The sequence below is a fragment of the Sphaerisporangium sp. NBC_01403 genome (assembly GCF_045040145.1).
In the GTDB taxonomy this organism is placed as follows: Bacteria; Actinomycetota; Actinomycetes; order Streptosporangiales; family Streptosporangiaceae; genus Sphaerisporangium; species Sphaerisporangium viridialbum.
The window spans coordinates 9,341,003-9,355,956 of record NZ_CP109534.1; the positions used below are offsets into that span (position 1 = coordinate 9,341,003).

At 71.0% G+C, this 14,954-nt stretch carries 12 protein-coding genes; 9 read left to right on the forward strand and 3 right to left on the reverse strand.

Annotated features, from left to right (window positions below; genetic code table 11):
* Window positions 1-39: 39 nt before the first annotated feature.
* The 8 genes from OG589_RS42215 to OG589_RS42250 are packed head-to-tail and all read left to right on the forward strand — an operon-like array spanning window position 40 to window position 11,143.
* Complete coding sequence (locus tag OG589_RS42215; protein ID WP_405144457.1) at window positions 40-1,092, forward strand: ABC transporter permease; 1,053 nt, start codon at window positions 40-42, stop codon at window positions 1,090-1,092.
* Window positions 1,089-2,639 carry a sugar ABC transporter ATP-binding protein gene (locus OG589_RS42220; RefSeq protein ID WP_405144459.1) on the forward strand — a complete coding sequence of 517 codons (1,551 nt, stop codon included), beginning with the start codon at window positions 1,089-1,091 and terminating at the stop codon, window positions 2,637-2,639. The genes OG589_RS42215 and OG589_RS42220 overlap by 4 nt, the downstream gene beginning before the upstream one ends.
* Window positions 2,636-4,774: a hydantoinase/oxoprolinase family protein gene (locus OG589_RS42225; protein WP_405144461.1), complete on the forward strand. Its 2,139-nt coding sequence runs from the start codon at window positions 2,636-2,638 to the stop codon at window positions 4,772-4,774. Before OG589_RS42220 ends, OG589_RS42225 begins: the two co-directional genes overlap by 4 nt.
* Window positions 4,771-6,549, forward strand: a complete 1,779-nt coding sequence (locus tag OG589_RS42230; RefSeq protein ID WP_405144463.1) for a hydantoinase B/oxoprolinase family protein — start codon at window positions 4,771-4,773, stop codon at window positions 6,547-6,549. The genes OG589_RS42225 and OG589_RS42230 overlap by 4 nt, the downstream gene beginning before the upstream one ends.
* Window positions 6,546-6,779, forward strand: coding sequence for a hypothetical protein (locus OG589_RS42235; RefSeq protein WP_405144465.1), 234 nt, complete (start codon window positions 6,546-6,548; stop codon window positions 6,777-6,779). The genes OG589_RS42230 and OG589_RS42235 overlap by 4 nt, the downstream gene beginning before the upstream one ends.
* 53 nt (window positions 6,780-6,832) lie before the next feature.
* Window positions 6,833-7,756, forward strand: a complete 924-nt coding sequence (locus tag OG589_RS42240) for a hypothetical protein (protein ID WP_405144467.1) — start codon at window positions 6,833-6,835, stop codon at window positions 7,754-7,756.
* A gap of 33 nt (window positions 7,757-7,789) precedes the next feature.
* Window positions 7,790-9,520, forward strand: a complete 1,731-nt coding sequence (locus OG589_RS42245; RefSeq protein WP_405144469.1) for a dihydroxy-acid dehydratase — start codon at window positions 7,790-7,792, stop codon at window positions 9,518-9,520.
* Between the two features lie 48 nt (window positions 9,521-9,568).
* The gene (locus OG589_RS42250; RefSeq protein WP_405144470.1) at window positions 9,569-11,143 is read left to right on the forward strand and encodes an aldehyde dehydrogenase (NADP(+)); all 1,575 of its coding nucleotides are present in this window, start codon (window positions 9,569-9,571) and stop codon (window positions 11,141-11,143) included.
* Window positions 11,144-11,400: 257 nt separating this feature from the next.
* Here OG589_RS42250 and OG589_RS42255 read toward each other — a convergent pair whose 3' ends face one another.
* Window positions 11,401-11,571, reverse strand: coding sequence for a hypothetical protein (locus OG589_RS42255; protein ID WP_405144471.1), 171 nt, complete (start codon window positions 11,569-11,571; stop codon window positions 11,401-11,403).
* Window positions 11,572-12,335: 764 nt separating this feature from the next.
* Between OG589_RS42255 and OG589_RS42260 the strand changes: the two genes are divergently transcribed.
* Window positions 12,336-13,115, forward strand: a complete 780-nt coding sequence (locus tag OG589_RS42260; protein ID WP_405144473.1) for an alpha/beta fold hydrolase — start codon at window positions 12,336-12,338, stop codon at window positions 13,113-13,115.
* Window positions 13,116-13,121: 6 nt separating this feature from the next.
* Here the strand turns inward: OG589_RS42260 and OG589_RS42265 are convergent, their stop codons facing one another.
* Both OG589_RS42265 and OG589_RS42270 read right to left on the reverse strand, forming a co-directional pair.
* Entirely contained in the window at window positions 13,122-13,286 is a 165-nt protein-coding gene (locus tag OG589_RS42265) for a hypothetical protein (protein ID WP_405144475.1), read from the reverse strand.
* 173 nt (window positions 13,287-13,459) lie between these two features.
* Window positions 13,460-14,605: an acyl-CoA dehydrogenase family protein gene (locus OG589_RS42270; RefSeq protein WP_405144476.1), complete on the reverse strand. Its 1,146-nt coding sequence runs from the start codon at window positions 14,603-14,605 to the stop codon at window positions 13,460-13,462.
* Window positions 14,606-14,954: the final 349 nt, after the last annotated feature.

Sequence of the window (14,954 nt, forward strand, 5' to 3'; positions counted from 1 at the left end):
CGAACCGCCCAACCTGCATCGAGTGTCAGGAGGTGTCATATGTCAACCGCCGTTAGCCCACCCCTCCAGCGCGTGTCCCTGCCCCTGGAGCGACTGCGGACCCTGGGGCTGGTGCTCGCGATCATCCTGATCGGCCTGTTCTTCCAGTCACAGCGGTCGACGTTCCTCAGCAGCGACAACCTGCTGACCCTGCTCCGGTCGATGTCCTCGCTCGGCATCATCGCCTTCGCCCAGCTCTCCGTCATCCTGCTCGGCGAGATCGACCTCGCCGTGGGCGCGATCTACGGGCTGGTCTCGACCTCCCTGGCGGTGCTGTGGCTGGGCGGCGGAAGCCTTCCCTTCACGCTTCCGTTCCTCCCCGCCCTCGGGGCGGCGCTGCTCATCGGCCTGTTCGCCGGCGCGCTGAGCGGCTTCCTGACCGCCTACCTCAAGATCCATTCGTTCATCGCGACGCTCGGGCTGCTCAGCCTCGCGTCCGGCACCGAGCTGCTGATCAGCAACGCCTCCACGTTCAACCCCGCGTACAACACCCCGCTGCCGCCCTCGGGGGAGCTCTCGATCTTCCAGGCCCTCGGCGGCACGCAGCTCCCGTTCGGCATCCCGATCCAGGTGCTGTGGCTGGTGCTCTTCTTCGGGGTCTTCTGGTTCCTGCGTCACCGGAGCATCGTCGGGTTCCGCCTGCTGGCCATCGGGGGCAACCCCAAGGCCGCGGCGATCGCGCGCCTGCCGATCAGGCGCTACCGCCTGGTGGTCTTCATGGTCAGCGCGCTCATGGCGTCCGTCGCGGGCATCCTCGACTTCTCCTACGTCGGCTCGGTCGGACCGAACTCGGCAGGCCAGCTCAACCTCCAGGTGATCGCCGCCGTGGTGATCGGCGGGGCGAGCCTCATGGGCGGCCGGGGGACCATCTGGGGCACCCTGCTCGGAGCGGTGCTGCTCGCCGTGCTGGCCAACGGCCTCGCCCTGCTCGGCATCGGCGCCTTCGCCCAGCTGCTGTTCGTGGGGTTCGTGACCATCGGCGCGGTGATCCTCGACCGGGTGACGAGCGATCTCGGCAACCGCCGCCGGGGAACGGCGACGGCGACCTCATGACCACCACCATGGAGATCCGCGGGGTGCGCAAGCGGTTCGGAAGCACCCAGGCGCTTGCCGGAGTCGACCTCACCCTGCGCGGCGGCGAGATCCTCGGCATCGCGGGCCCCAACGGCGCCGGCAAGAGCACGCTGACGAAGATCCTCTGCGGCGAGGAGTCGATGGACTCCGGCGAGATCCTCGTCGACGGGCGCCCGTGGCAGCCGGGAGACGTCTCGGACCCGATCGCCATCGTCCACCAGGAACCCCAGGTGTGGACCAACCTCACCCTGGAGGAGAACCTCCTGGTGGGCAACGAAGGTGCCTGGTGGCGGGCGCCGGTCGCGGGGGAGGAACAGCGGCGCATCCTCGAATCGCTGGGAGTGGCGCATCTCGCCGACCAGCCGCTGGAACGGTGCACCCTCGCTGTGCGGCAGCGCACGGAGATCGCCCGCGCCCTGGTCAGGTCGGCCCGGTTCTTCCTCTTCGACGAGCCGAACTCCGCACTGACCGACGAGGAGTCCCACGCGCTCTTCGCCTTCATGCACGGGCTGGCCGACCAGGGTTACATCGTGGTCTTCGTCTCCCACCGCCTGTCGGAGATGGTCGCGCACTGCGACCGCGTGGTGGTGATCAGGGACGGCGTACCGGCGGCGACCCTGACCGGGGACGCGCTCACCGAGCCGGCCATCGCCGTCGAGCTCGTCGCCGGCCAGACGCTCCGTACGGAGCGCCGCGCGACCTCCCGGCTCACCGACGGCGACGCCGCCGCGCGGGTGCTGGCCGTCACCGGCTGGACCGACGGGGCCGGATCCTTCCGCCCGCTCGACCTGGAGCTTCGCCGGGGAGACGTGCTGGCGGTCGTCGGCGTGGAGGGCTCGGGCGGGCGCGAGCTGGTGGCGTCCCTGGGCGGGCACCGTCCCGCGACCGGCGACGCGCGGCTGAACGGCGCGCAGGGCGCCAAGGCCCTGCGGGAGAGGACCTCCTACCTCTCGGCGGACCGCCAGGAGATGCTCTTCCAGCACATGTCCGTGGGCGACAACCTGGTCCTCCGGCTCGGACGGCGCGAGATCTGCGGGCCGTTCGCCCGCCTCCGCCGCCGGGAGATCCAGTCGCGCTCGGAGCGGATGATCGAGCGGTACGCCGTGCGCACCTCGGGCCCCGCCCAGAACCTGTCGGCCCTCAGCGGTGGCAACCAGCAGAAGGTCGCCATCGCCTCCGCCATGGCCACCATGCCCGATGTGCTCGTCATCGAGGAGCCCACCCGCGGGGTGGACATCGGCAGCAAGGCCGAGATCTACACCATGCTCAACGAGTTCGCCGCCGACGGCCGCGCCGTCGTCGTGTTCTGCACCGAGGCCCCCGAGGTCTTCGAGGTCGCCAACCGGGTGATGGTCCTGGAAGGCGGCCGCATCGTCCAGGAACTGGCGGTCGGCGACTACGACACCGTCGACGCCTTCGCGCACGCCCTCGCGCTGCTCGAAGGCGTCGAAACGACCCAGGACCGGCCCGTGAACGGTCTCGCGACCCTCGCGGGCCCGTCCGATAGTACGGAGGAATCATCGTGACGACCTCGCCCCGCTGGCGCGTCGGGATGGACACGGGTGGGACGTTCACCGACCTCGTCGCGCTGTCCGACCAGGGACAGTTGCTGCTGAGGAAGGTCAGCTCCACCCCCCGGAACCCCTCGGACGCGGTGTTCGCCGCGCTGGAGCGCACCGGACTCGACCTGACCGCCGACCTCGACGACTTCGTCCTCGGCACCACGATCGCCACCAACGCCGTCATCATGCGCCGCGGCGCCCCGGTCATCCTGCTGACCACGGCCGGGTTCGAGGACGTGCTGTACATCCAGCGCATCGACCGCCCCGGCCGGTACGACCTCCAGTGGGTCAAGGCCGAGCCCTACGCCCCCCGCCGGACCACGGTCGGCGTGAAGGAGAGGGTGCTCGCCGACGGGACCGTACGCCTGACGCTGGCGGACGAGGAGGTCGACCGGGTCATCGAGACCGTCGGCGGCCTGCTGGCCGAGCACGACGGCGCGGCCATCGCGGTCAGCCTGCTCAACAGCTACCTCAACCCCGACCACGAGCGCACGCTGGCGGCGAAGCTGCGCGCGGCCTTCCCGCAGGTGGCGGTCTCGCTGTCCGGTGAGGTCGCCCCCGTGTGGCGCGAGTACGAGCGCACGGCCACCACCGCGATGGACGCCTACGTGAGCCCCATCGTCCAGCGGTTCGCGCACACGCTCGCGAACGGCCTGGGCGAGCGGGCCATGTCCGGCTGGCACGCGCTGATGAAGTCCAACGGCGGCCAGGTGCCGCTGGAGCACTCCGCCGACCGTCCCATCGAGCTGGTCCTGTCCGGGCTGGCCGGCGGCATGATGGGCGGCGGCTACTGGGCGCGGGCGGTCGGCTCCGACAAGGCCGTCACCCTCGACATGGGCGGCACCAGCGCCGACGTCGGCGTGGTCGTGGACGGCCAGCTCCAGTACACCGGACTGTTCGAGGTGGAGTGGGGCGTGCCCATCGCCGTTCCGATCATCGACGTCTCGACGATCGGCGCGGGCGGCAGCTCGCTGGCGTACGTGGGCAACGACGGGCTGCTGCACGTCGGGCCGGAGAGCGCCGGGGCCGACCCCGGCCCGGTCTGCTACGGACGGGGCGGCACCCAGCCGACCGTGACCGACGCCAACCTCGTCATGGGGCGGCTGCATCCCGACCACTTCCTCGGTGGGGAGCTCGCCCTGGACGCCGAGAGCGCCGAGGCGGCCGTCGGCGAGCTGGCCGAGTCGCTCGAACTGGGCGTCGACGCCGCCGCCGAGGCGGTGCTCACCCTGGCCGTGGAGAACATGGCCGGCGCCGTGCGGCTGGTCACCGTCGACAGGGGCCACGATTACCGCGAGTTCGACCTGGTCGCCTTCGGCGGCGCGGGCCCGCTCCACGCGGCGGCCATCGCCCGGCACATGCGGATGCGGCGGGTCATCGTGCCCCCGACGCCCGGCCTGGTGTCGGCGTTCGGGACGATCATCTCCGACCAGCGGGTGGACCGCAGGATGACGGCCGTCCGCCGGCTCGACTCCCCGGAGGCGACCGACCTGGCCGGCATCCTCGCCCGTCTCGCCCGCGAGGCGCACGCGGAGCTGGCCGAGCAGCGCAGGGCCGACGCGACCGGTGACATCGTCGTCACCACCTACGTGAGCTGCCGGTACGTCGGCCAGAACTACGAGCAGGAGATCAGGACCTACCGGGGCCACCTCGACCGCTCGTACGAGTCGGTGCTCACGGCCTCTCCCGACGACCCGGACCTGGACCGGCGCCTGGTGGAGATGTTCCACGCCTCGCACGCCCGCGTGTACGGGTACGACCTGCCGGAGCAGGCCGTGCAGAGCGTCTACGTCGGCGCGACCGCCCTGCTCGCGGGAGGAGAGGTGAAGTTCGTCCCCTACACGCGAACCACCCCGAACCCGCGGATCTCCACCAGGAGGGTGCAGGTCGGCGAGGGCGTCTGGGCGGACACCGTGGTCGTCGACCGCGAGGAGCTCCAGCCTGGCTACGCGCTGAACGGACCGGCGATCGTGGAGGAACCCAACTCCACCACCTTCGTCCCTCCCGGCTACCGCATGGAAGTCGACGGGACGTACTGCCTGATCATCGAGGCCGTCAAGGACCTCGGCGAGAGCCTCGACACGGGAGCGGACGCGTGAGCACACGGACGGGCACGGACGTGGACAAGATCACCCTGACCCTGGTCCACCGCCAGTTGGTCAACACCTGCGACGAGATGGCCGTGTCCATGATGAGGACCGCCTACTCGCCGATCTTCTCGGAGGGCCTGGACTTCTCCACGCTCATCCTCGACCGCGAGGGCAACCTCGTCGCCAACGCGGGCCTGAACCCCTCGATGCTCGGCGCGTCGCTGTACGCGGCGACCTGGATCGTGCGGGAGGTGGGTGCGGAGAACTTCGCCGAGGGCGACGTATACATTCACAACGACCCCTACCGCGGCGGGTCGCACATGCCCGAGCACATGATGGTCATGCCGATGTTCGTGGACGGGGAGCTCGTCGCCTTCATCGGCAACATCGCCCACATGGCCGAGATCGGCGGCATGGCGCCCGGATCCTTCGCCGCCACCGCCACCGACGTCTACCAGGAAGGGCTCCGCCTTCCCCCGGTGCTGTTCTACAAGGGCGGCGAGCCCGTCAGGGACATCTGGCGGATCATGCTCGCCAACCACCGGACGCCCAACGACTCCTGGGGCGACCTGCACGCGATGTACGGGTCGCTCCAGGTGGGCCGGCGCCGCCTGGAGCAGCTGATGGAGGAGCGCGGCACCGACCTGGTGACCCGCGTGTTCAGCGGCATCCAGGACTACACCGAGGCCGCCCTGAGGGAGAACATCCGGGCCCTGCCCGACGGCGTCTACCACGGGATGGAGTGGTTCGACGACGACGGCATCACCGCCACCCCGTACGCGATCCGCCTGAGCCTGATCGTGGAGGGCGACGAGATCATCTTCGACTACTCCCGGTCGGACCCGCAGGCGACCGGGCCCATCAACGCGCCGTACGTCGTGACCATGTCCGCGTCGCTGAACGCGCTCCTGTACATGATCGGGACGGACCTGCCGGTCAACGCGGGCCTCAACCGCCCGGTGCGCATCGTCACCAAGCCCGGCACCATCTGCTGCGTCCAGCTCCCGGGCGCCTGCGTCGGCGGCCAGACCGAGTACCAGCCCCGGGTCATGGAGATGATCATGGGCCAGGTGCTCGGGCCGCTGCTCCCCGAGCGGGCCGCCGCGTCCAGCGGCAACACCTCGCTGAACTTCCTGTTCGGCGGCATCGACCCCAGGTCGGGCGACTACTACGCCCACTACCACTTCGAGGCCACCGGCTGGGGCGGCCGGATGAGCACCGACGGCAACAACGCGACCATGCCTCCCCACGCCAACTGCCGCAACACCCCGGTCGAGATCTTCGAGCTGCGGTGGCCGTGGATCCACGAGAGCTACCGCCTCGCACGCGACGAGGTGGGGGCCGGACGGCTGCGCGGCGGCGCGGGCGTGGTGCGGGTGCTGGAGGTCGCCGCGGAGACCATCTCCGTCAGCGCCCTGTCCGACCGGGCCCACCAGGAGCCGTGGGGCCTGTTCGGCGGGTCGGACGGCAGCCGCACCCGGATCGACATCAGCCCGGCGGGAAGCGAGGAGTTCGTCAGCTTCCAGGAGCACTTCGGGCTGGTGAGCCCCACGAAGTTCACCAACGTCCGCCTGCACCGCGGCGACCGGGTGCGCCTGACGTCCCCCTCGGGCGCCGGGTACGGCCCCCCGGCCGAGCGCGTTCCCCAACTGGTCGCGCAGGACGTCCGCGAGGGCTACGTGAGCCCCGAGGAGGCCGAGTCGGTGTACAAGGTGCGCCTGGACGCCGCCGGCGACGTCGACCCCGCGGCCACCGCCCGCCTCCGTGAAGGGACATCCGCATGAGCTGGCAGGATCTGACCAAGAGCTGGCAGGACACCTCCGTCGACTACTGCGACGTGTGCGGGAACCTGCTGATCCACACGTACTGGGAGTTCGCCGACGGCGACGCCACCCTGCGGGCCTGCCGGCAGGAGGACGAGGCGCTGTGGCACCGCCTCAAGCGCTTCCGGGCCGGCTACCCGCCGGCCGGCCACACGCCGCCGCCCGGCCTGGTGGCCGCCGCCCGCGAGTGAGGCCCGCCGCCTCACCGACCGTCCCGTCTTTGGCGTTCTCATCGAGGAGAAAAATGCCAACGCTAGTGAACCAGACCTACCGGCTGCCGTATCGGCACGACGTCCCTCCGAGCCCTGGGCGCTTTCCGGACGGCGCGAGCTTCCGCATCGAGATCCCCAGCGTGGAGAATCCGTCGGTCTTCGAGGCGGTGCTGTCCGCCGCCGCGACGCACGGTGTCGTCGTGAACCGCGTGTCGCAGGGGTCGGGCGCCATGCTGCTCACCACCTCCGAGCTGCGCGACATGGCCGCGCTGGGCGCCGAGAACGGCGTCGAGGTGTCGCTGTTCGTCGGGCCGCGCGAGTCGTTCGACGTGGGGGCCAACGCGCGCACCCCCGAGGGCGCGGGACGCGGCGGGCAGCTGCGCGGAGTGCGCCAGCTCATGTACGGGGTCGAGGACGTCGTACGTGCCGTCGACGCGGGCATCCGGAGCTTCCTCATCGCCGACATCGGGCTGCTCGTCGCCCTCCGCGACCTGCAGCGGGCCGGCGACCTCCCGGATGAGTGCGTGTGGAAGGTCAGCGTCTCCCTCGCGCCGTCCAACCCGGCGGCGCTGCGGGTGCTCGCGGACCTCGGGGCCTCCACGGTCAACGTCCCCTCGGACCTGACCTACCCCGACCTGGCCGACATGCGGGCGGTCACCGACCTCCCGCTCGACCTCTACCTGGAGTCGTCGGACGCCCTCGGGGGCGTCGTCCGGGGCCACGAGATCGCCGATCTCGTCGCGATCGGTGCACCGCTGTACGCGAAGTTCGGCCTGCGCAACGCCAAGGACGTCTACCCGTGCGGTGAGCAGTTGCTCGACGTCGCCGTGCGCAACGTCCGCGCCAAGGTCCACCGGGCGGCGGTGGCCCTCGAATGGCTGGCCCGCTCCGGCAGTGAGGCCGTCCAGTCCAAGCCGCACGCGGCGGGGCTCGGCCTTCCCCGCAGGGCGGCCTAGCGTGACCGCCGACCGGAGGCGGTGGTCCGGGCGATGACGCCGCCGTTGCGCAGCGCCGCGTGGTTCGGCGGCGACGACGAGGTCGCCGTCGAGCACCGCGCCGCGCTCGGCTCGCTGGGGATCGCCGTCTCGCCCGGCGACCCCCGGCCGGTCATCGGCATCGCGCAGTCCGTCAGCGACCTCAACCCCTGCAACGAGGGGCTCCGCGACCTCGCCGAGGCGGTGAAGGAGGGTGTGCGCGCGGCGGGGGGAATCCCGCTGGAGTTCCCCACCATCAGCCTGGGTGAGGACCTCATGAAGCCCACGGCCATGCTGTACCGCAACCTCATGGCCATGGACGTCGAGGAGACCCTGCGGGCGCACCCCATCGACGGTGTGGTGCTGCTCGGCAACTGTGACAAGACGATCCCCGCGCAGCTCATGGCCGCAGCGAGCGCCGACCTTCCGGCGATCCAGGTCGCCGGCGGATCCCGTCCGGTGGCGGTCTTCCGGGGTAAGCCGGTCGGCACGGGAACCGACCTCTGGCGGCACTGGGAGGAGTACCGCAACGGGCGGATGAGCTCGGAGGACTGGGCCGCGTTCGAGCGCTGCCTGAGCTGCGGTCCCGGCGCCTGCAACACGATGGGGACGGCCTCGACGATGGCCCTGCTCGCAGAGTCGCTCGGCATGTCCCTGCCGGGCACGTCCTCGATCCCCACCGGCGACCCGCGCGCCCGGGTGGGGGCCGAGCAGGCCGGGCGCCGCGTCGTGGCCATGGTGGAGGAGGGGCTCCGCCCCTCGGCGATCATGACCTCGGCGGCCTTCGACAACGCCGTCACGGTGCTCGCCGCGATCGGCGGGTCCACCAACGCCGTCATCCATCTCTGCGCCATCGCCGGCCGGCTGGGGCTGCGGATCCCCCTCGAACGGTTCCAGGAGCTGGGCCATCGGGTGCCCGTCCTCGCCGACGTGTCGCCGTCCGGGCGGTACCTGATGGACGCCTTCGACCGGGCGGGCGGGCTGCCCGTCCTGCTCGCCGAGATCGCCGCCCATCTCGACCTCCAGGCGGCGACGGTCACCGGCGGCCCGCTGAGCGGGTACGTCTCCGCCACCGGGGGCTCCCCGCGCGGCGCGATCCGTACGCTGGACTCACCGGTGCAGGAGCGCGGCGGCATCGCCGTACTCCGGGGGAGCCTGGCTCCCGACGGGGCCGTCCTGAAGACCGCCGCCGCGAATCCCGCGCTGTTCCGCCACCGTGGCCCCGCCGTCGTCTTCCGGGGATGGGACGACCTGCGGCGGCGCCTGGACGATCCGGACCTGCCGCTCAGCGCGGACACAGTGCTCGTGCTGACCGGTTGCGGCCCCAAGGCCGTGCCCGGGATGCCGGAATGGGGGATGATCCCGATCCCCGCGCGCCTGGCGGCGGCCGGGGTGGAAGACATGGTCCGCATCAGCGACGGGCGCATGAGCGGGACCAGCTTCGGGACCTGCGTGCTCCACGTGGCCCCCGAGGCGGCGGCCGGAGGCCCGCTCGGCCTGGTCCAGGACGGGGACATGATCGAACTCGACGTGGAGGCCGGTCTGCTGCACCTCGATGTCCCCGAGGCGGAGCTGGATGAGCGCCGCAGGCTCGCCGAACCGTTCCGCACGCCGCACCTGCGCGGCTGGCCCCGCCTCTACCAGGACCACGTGACCCAGGCGCCCGAAGGCTGCGACCTCGACTTCCTCCAGGCGCCGACCCCCGAGCACCGCCGCTTCGTGGAGCCCGTCGTCGGGCGTTCCTGAAGTCCCCGTGTGGCCTCATCCGAATCGCAACTCCCAAAGGAAGCAGCGATGCCCTCTCATGCCCCCGAGCCGACGTCCTTCCGGGCCACCTCCCCGCTGACGGGACAGGATGGTCCTTCGATCCACGAGGCCACCCCGGCCGAGGTCACGGCGGCCGTGGCGGCGGCCACCGACGCCTACCGGGAGCTGCGCACCTGGCCGCCGTCCCGGCTGGCGGCCCTGCTGGACGCCGTCGCCGCCGCGCTGGAGGACCGGAGCGGGGAGATCGTCGCCTCGGCCCGCCAGGAGACGGGCCTGCCCGTGCCCGCGCTGGAGGGCGAGTCCCTCCGCACGGTCGGCCAGCTCCGCATGTTCTCCCGCCTGGTGCTCACCGGCCGCCCGCTTGAGGCGACGATCGACCACGCGGACCCCGGCGCCCGCCCGCCCCGCCCCGACCTGCGCCGGATGAACGTGCCGCTCGGCCCCGTCGCGGTGTTCGGGGCCAGTAACTTCCCGCTCGCCTTCGGGGTGGCGGGGGGCGACACGGCGTCGGCCCTGGCCGCAGGGTGCCCGGTCGTCGTCAAGGGCCACCCGCTGCACCCGGTCACCTCGGCGCTGTGCGCGGAGGCCGTGGACGCCGCCCTGCGCGACGTCGAGGCGCCCGAGGGCACGTTCGCCCTGCTCCAAGGGGCTTCTCACACGGTCGCCCGGCAACTGGTCACCGAGCCGGGGATCAGGGCCGTCGGCTTCACCGGGTCGACGGTGGGCGGACGGGCGTTGTACGACCTCGCGGCGGCGCGCCCGGAGCCGATCCCGGTCTATGCCGAGATGGGCAGCGTGAACCCGGTGGTGATCTCCGACTCCGCGCTGAGGGAGCGCGGCGCGCGGATCGCGAGCGAGCTGGCCGCGTCGCTGCTGACCCGTACCGGGCAGCTCTGCACCAGCCCGGGCCTGCTCTTCGTCCCCGAGGGCGAGTACGGCGACGCGCTGGTGGACGGGCTGCGCCGCGAGCTGACCGCCGGAGGGCGGGGGCCGATGCTGAGCGCGGGCATGGCCGGGGCGCTGACCTCGGCGCTCGCGGAGGCGTGCGCGACACCGGGAGTCCGTCTCGCGGCCGGGGGCGACCGGCTGTCGGACGTCGAGGTGGAGAACACCCTGGTCCTCGCGGACGCCGAGGCCTTCCTCACCCGGCCGCGCCTGCGCGAGGAGCACTTCGGCCCCGCCTCCGTCGTGGTCAGGTACGGTTCGCGGGCTCAGCTCCTGTCGATGCTGGACCTCCTGCCGGGCAGCCTGACGTTCACCCTCCACGCCGAGCCGGGGGACTCCCTCGACCCGGTGGTGGCCCTCGCCGCCGAGCGGGCCGGGCGCATCGTCTGGAACGACTACCCGACCGGGGTCGCGGTGACCGAGGCCATGCACCACGGCGGCCCGTACCCCGCCACGAGTGCGCCCGCCCACACCTCCGTGGGCCCGGCGGCGATCCGCCGGTTCCTGCGGCCGGTGGCGTACCAGAACACGCCCGACGCCGTGCTGCCGGAGGCGCTGCGCGAGGGTAACCCGCTCGGGCTTCCCCGCCTTGTCGACTCCGAGCGGACCTCCGGCGGAGGTTCCGGTTCGTGCTCCCGGCCCGAGGCCGCTGACTGAGAACGTCCGCGAGGGGCGACCGCCGCCCCTGCGCCTCGTCACGGGTGACTCTTCACGGGCGACTCTTCACAGGTGACCAGTGCGTGACGTTCGACCAGGACCTGCGCCTGCCACACCCGGCGTCCGCTCTCCAACTCGGCGGGCGATCAAGACCTTGACAGATCCGATCACCCGCCGTTCGTTGCCCAGGTCCCTCATGGCGCCTGATAGACCTGGACGAATTGCGCCGTTCCGCGTTCCGAGAATTCTCGGCTAACTCACATCCTCACCCTGAGCGGCGGGGTGAAATTGGTGAACGCGGTGCAGTTGCCCGGCCAGGCGGGATTCGATCCCGTACCCGGAGTCGGGGTCACGGTGCATTGCGACTGCGCGATGCTGCCGCTGGCGTTCGCCACGGTGACGTGCAGGGTGTTTCCCATCACGGACAAGGAGACGCCGGTCACCTTCCCGGGATAACCGGTAACGCTGCTGATGTCGTGCCAGGGCGGAGTGGTCCGCGGGTCCCGGATCAGGGTGCTCCCGTCGCCCGGCGCGTAACCGATGAACTTCGTGTTCCCCTGGAACGCGGTGGATATGGAAGTCCCCGACGCTCCCGGCGGTCCTTGCGGTCCCGTCGGTCCTGCGGGTCCCTCTGGTCCCGCCGGGCCTTCGGGGCCCACGCATCCCTTGCACTTCTTCTTCCGAGGTTTGTCCGAATGCTTGCAGTCGTCGTCGGGCGACACCGTCGCCCCTGGGCAGCGCATGCTCCAGGTCCCCGCGAGAGGGACGTGGGACCAGGTCGCCCCGAGGTGGCCGGTGGCTTGTCGCGCCTCCGACCCCACACCGGCCGACGCCGGAGATGTCATGGCGATCAGCCCGCCGGTCGCAAACGTCGTCGCCGCGACGGCCCATACGGCCGCATTCGCCGACGGACGCGAAATTCGCTTTCTGTCCCGAGAAATCACTCGGTTCTCCCATATCAGTTCTGTTGCCGGGTAAATGAGACCTCTTCTCGCGCCAGGTGATGGCGCTCTGGTCAGGATCACTCCCGGTCCGGACGCGTGCCATATGGCCACGGCTCCGCGTGTACAAAATTGGCCGAAAGAACGGGGAAAGAACCTTTATCCCTTGCGATCTTCACTTCCGAGCGGACCTCCGGCGGAGGGGCGTCGCGTCAGTGACAGAGCTGGGGATGGGTGGTTGACTCGGGCGCATGGAACTGGCCTTCGAGCGGCGCGGCTCCGGGCCGCCACTGGTGCTGCTGCACGGCATAGGTCACCACTGGCAGGCCTGGGAGCCCGTCATCGACCTGCTCGCCACCTCGCGTGACGTCATCGCCGTGGACTTCCCCGGGTTCGGCGCCTCGCCTCCGCTGCCGTCCGGCGTGCCGTACAACCCCGAGACGCTCACCGACGCGGTGGAGTCCTTCTGCGCCCGCCTCGGGGTGCGCGAGCCGCACGTGGCGGGGAACTCCCTCGGCGGCTACGTCGCGCTGACGCTGGCCGCCCGGGGCGCGGTACGTTCGGCCACCGCGCTGTCGCCCGCGGGCTTCTGGTCCGGCGCCGAGCCGGTGCTGGCGCGGGCGATCCTGCGGAGCATGCGGGGGCTCACCCGCTCGCTTCCCCCGGGGCGTACGGACGTGGTGGCGAGGTCCGCGGTGGGGCGGGCGCTGTCGGTGGGGCTGATCGTCGCCCACCCCTCGCGCATGACCCCCGAGGCGGTGATCGCGGGAGGCCAGGCCCTCCGCGACGCGGCCGGCTTCGACGAGACGCTGGCCGCGTTCTCCTCGATCGCGCCTCCGGGACGGCCGAAGGCGCCCATCACGATCGCGTGGGGCGAGCACGACCGGTTGCTGCTCCGCCGGCAGGCCGTACGGGCGGCCAGGTGGTCGGAGCAGCGGGTCAAGCTGCTCAGGGGATGCGGGCACGTACCCATGAGCGACGACCCCCGGCTGGTCGCCCGGGTGCTGCTGGAGGGCAGCTCGCGTACGTGAGCGGCGTCAGCGCTGGGTCTGGGTGTAGAGGGCGAGCATCACGATGATGAACGTGATGACGACGCCGGTGTAGGCCACCGGGCCGAACCGCAGCGTCCGGCGGACGCGGTTCAGCACCCAGACGAACAAGAACGCCAGGAAGACCAGCAGGATCAGTCCGCCGTTGTCCATCGCCACCGCCTCCGGGAGCCCGCTCTCTGGAACCCGCTCTCGCCGGCCCGCCTGGGGATCCCGCGCCGGGAGCCTCCGCTGACCAGTATGCGGCGGATCGCCGCCGCGCGCGGGAACGTCGGGCCAGCGCGCCGCCGTTTTCCGGCGGGCCGGCTTCGGGGGGTGCGAGTGGGTCAGAAGCCGAAGGAGCGGCCGATGATCTCCTTCATGATCTCGGTGGTGCCGCCGTAGATGGTCTGCACGCGGCTGTCCATCCACGCCTTGGCCACCGGGTACTCCGTCATGTAGCCGTATCCGCCGTGGAGCTGGAGGCAGCGGTCGATCACCTTCTGCTGGAGCTCGGTCGTCCACCACTTCGCCTTGGCGGCGTCCACGACCGTGAGCTCCTTGGCGTTGAGCGCCCGGATGCACTTGTCGACGTAGTGGCGGGCGATCTCCACCTCGGTCGCCAGCTCGGCGACGACGAAGCGGGTGTTCTGGAAGGCGCCGATGTTCCGGCCGAAGGCCTTGCGGGTCTTGCAGTACTCGATGGTGGTCTCCAGCACCGACTCGGCCGCCGCCACCGCCGCCACGGCGATCGACAGGCGCTCCTGCGGGAGGTTGTTCATGAGCTGGAAGAAGCCCTGGCCCTCCTCGTCGCCGAGCCGGTTGGCCACCGGGACACGGACGTTCTCGAAGAACAGCTCGGCGGTGTCCTGCGCGTGCAGGCCGATCTTCTCCAGGTTGCGGCCACGGGAGAAGCCGTCCATGCCCCGCTCGACGACCAGCAGGGTGGTGCCGCGCGCCCCGGCCTCCGGGTCGGTCTTGGCGACGACCACCACGAGGTCGGAGTTGATGCCGTTCGTGATGAACGTCTTCTGCCCGTTGACGACGAAGTGGTCGCCGTCGCGCACGGCGGTGGTCCTGATGCCCTGCAGGTCGCTGCCCGCGCCCGGCTCCGTCATGCCGATGGCGGTGATCAGCTCGCCGGAGGCGAAGCCGGGCAGCCAGCGCTGCTTCTGCTCGTCGTTGGTGAGGTCGACGACGTACGGCGCCATGATGTCGTTGTGCAGGCCGAAGCCGAGGCCGGTCGCGCCGATTCTCATGATCTCTTCGACGATGACCGTGTTGTAGCGGTAGTCGGTGATCCCGGCGCCGCCGTACTCCTCGGGGACCGAGAAGCCGAACATGCCAATCTCGCCGGCCTTCTTCCACACCTCGCGGGGGACGATCCCGTCCTTCTCCCACTGCTCGTGGTGGGGTACGACCTCACGGGTCATGAACTCGCGCACGGTCTCGCGGAAGAGCAGGTGCTCCTCCTCGAAGAGGTCTCGCTGCATTCGTTCCTCCTTGGGGGTACGCCCAACAGAATACGATTCTGGTCGTCAGGGGGGCATCTCGGGCTGGTCAGGTCGAGAGCCGGGTGCACGTAACAAATCAGCTACGTTCCGTGTGGATGACTTATCCGTAAGGTCGCCATAAGAGTTGAAAGTCATACGATCTACCTCCGGCCGTACGGCCACGGGGTGATCGGAGGCGATCTTGAACACGTGGGGATCCAGGGTTCGTAGATCACTGGCAGCGGGGGTACTCGGCGCCTGCACGAGCGTAGTGCTGCTGCCTGCGGCTCCTAGCGCGGCGGACACGGCTTACTACGTCTACAAGTACACCTGCGTTGATCAGGGCGCT

Excerpts from the sequence above, each read along its gene's own strand:
- OG589_RS42215 (WP_405144457.1), top strand. The coding sequence starts at position 40 with ATGTCAACCGCCGTTAGCCCACCCCTCCAGCGCGTGTCCCTGCCCCTG.
- OG589_RS42265 (WP_405144475.1), bottom strand. The coding sequence starts at position 13,286 with ATGGACAACGGCGGACTGATCCTGCTGGTCTTCCTGGCGTTCTTGTTC.
- OG589_RS42235 (WP_405144465.1), top strand. The coding sequence starts at position 6,546 with ATGAGCTGGCAGGATCTGACCAAGAGCTGGCAGGACACCTCCGTCGAC.
- OG589_RS42260 (WP_405144473.1), top strand. The coding sequence starts at position 12,336 with ATGGAACTGGCCTTCGAGCGGCGCGGCTCCGGGCCGCCACTGGTGCTG.
- OG589_RS42245 (WP_405144469.1), top strand. The coding sequence starts at position 7,790 with ATGACGCCGCCGTTGCGCAGCGCCGCGTGGTTCGGCGGCGACGACGAG.
- OG589_RS42220 (WP_405144459.1), top strand. The coding sequence starts at position 1,089 with ATGACCACCACCATGGAGATCCGCGGGGTGCGCAAGCGGTTCGGAAGC.
- OG589_RS42270 (WP_405144476.1), bottom strand. The coding sequence starts at position 14,605 with ATGCAGCGAGACCTCTTCGAGGAGGAGCACCTGCTCTTCCGCGAGACC.
- OG589_RS42250 (WP_405144470.1), top strand. The coding sequence starts at position 9,569 with ATGCCCTCTCATGCCCCCGAGCCGACGTCCTTCCGGGCCACCTCCCCG.
- OG589_RS42240 (WP_405144467.1), top strand. The coding sequence starts at position 6,833 with ATGCCAACGCTAGTGAACCAGACCTACCGGCTGCCGTATCGGCACGAC.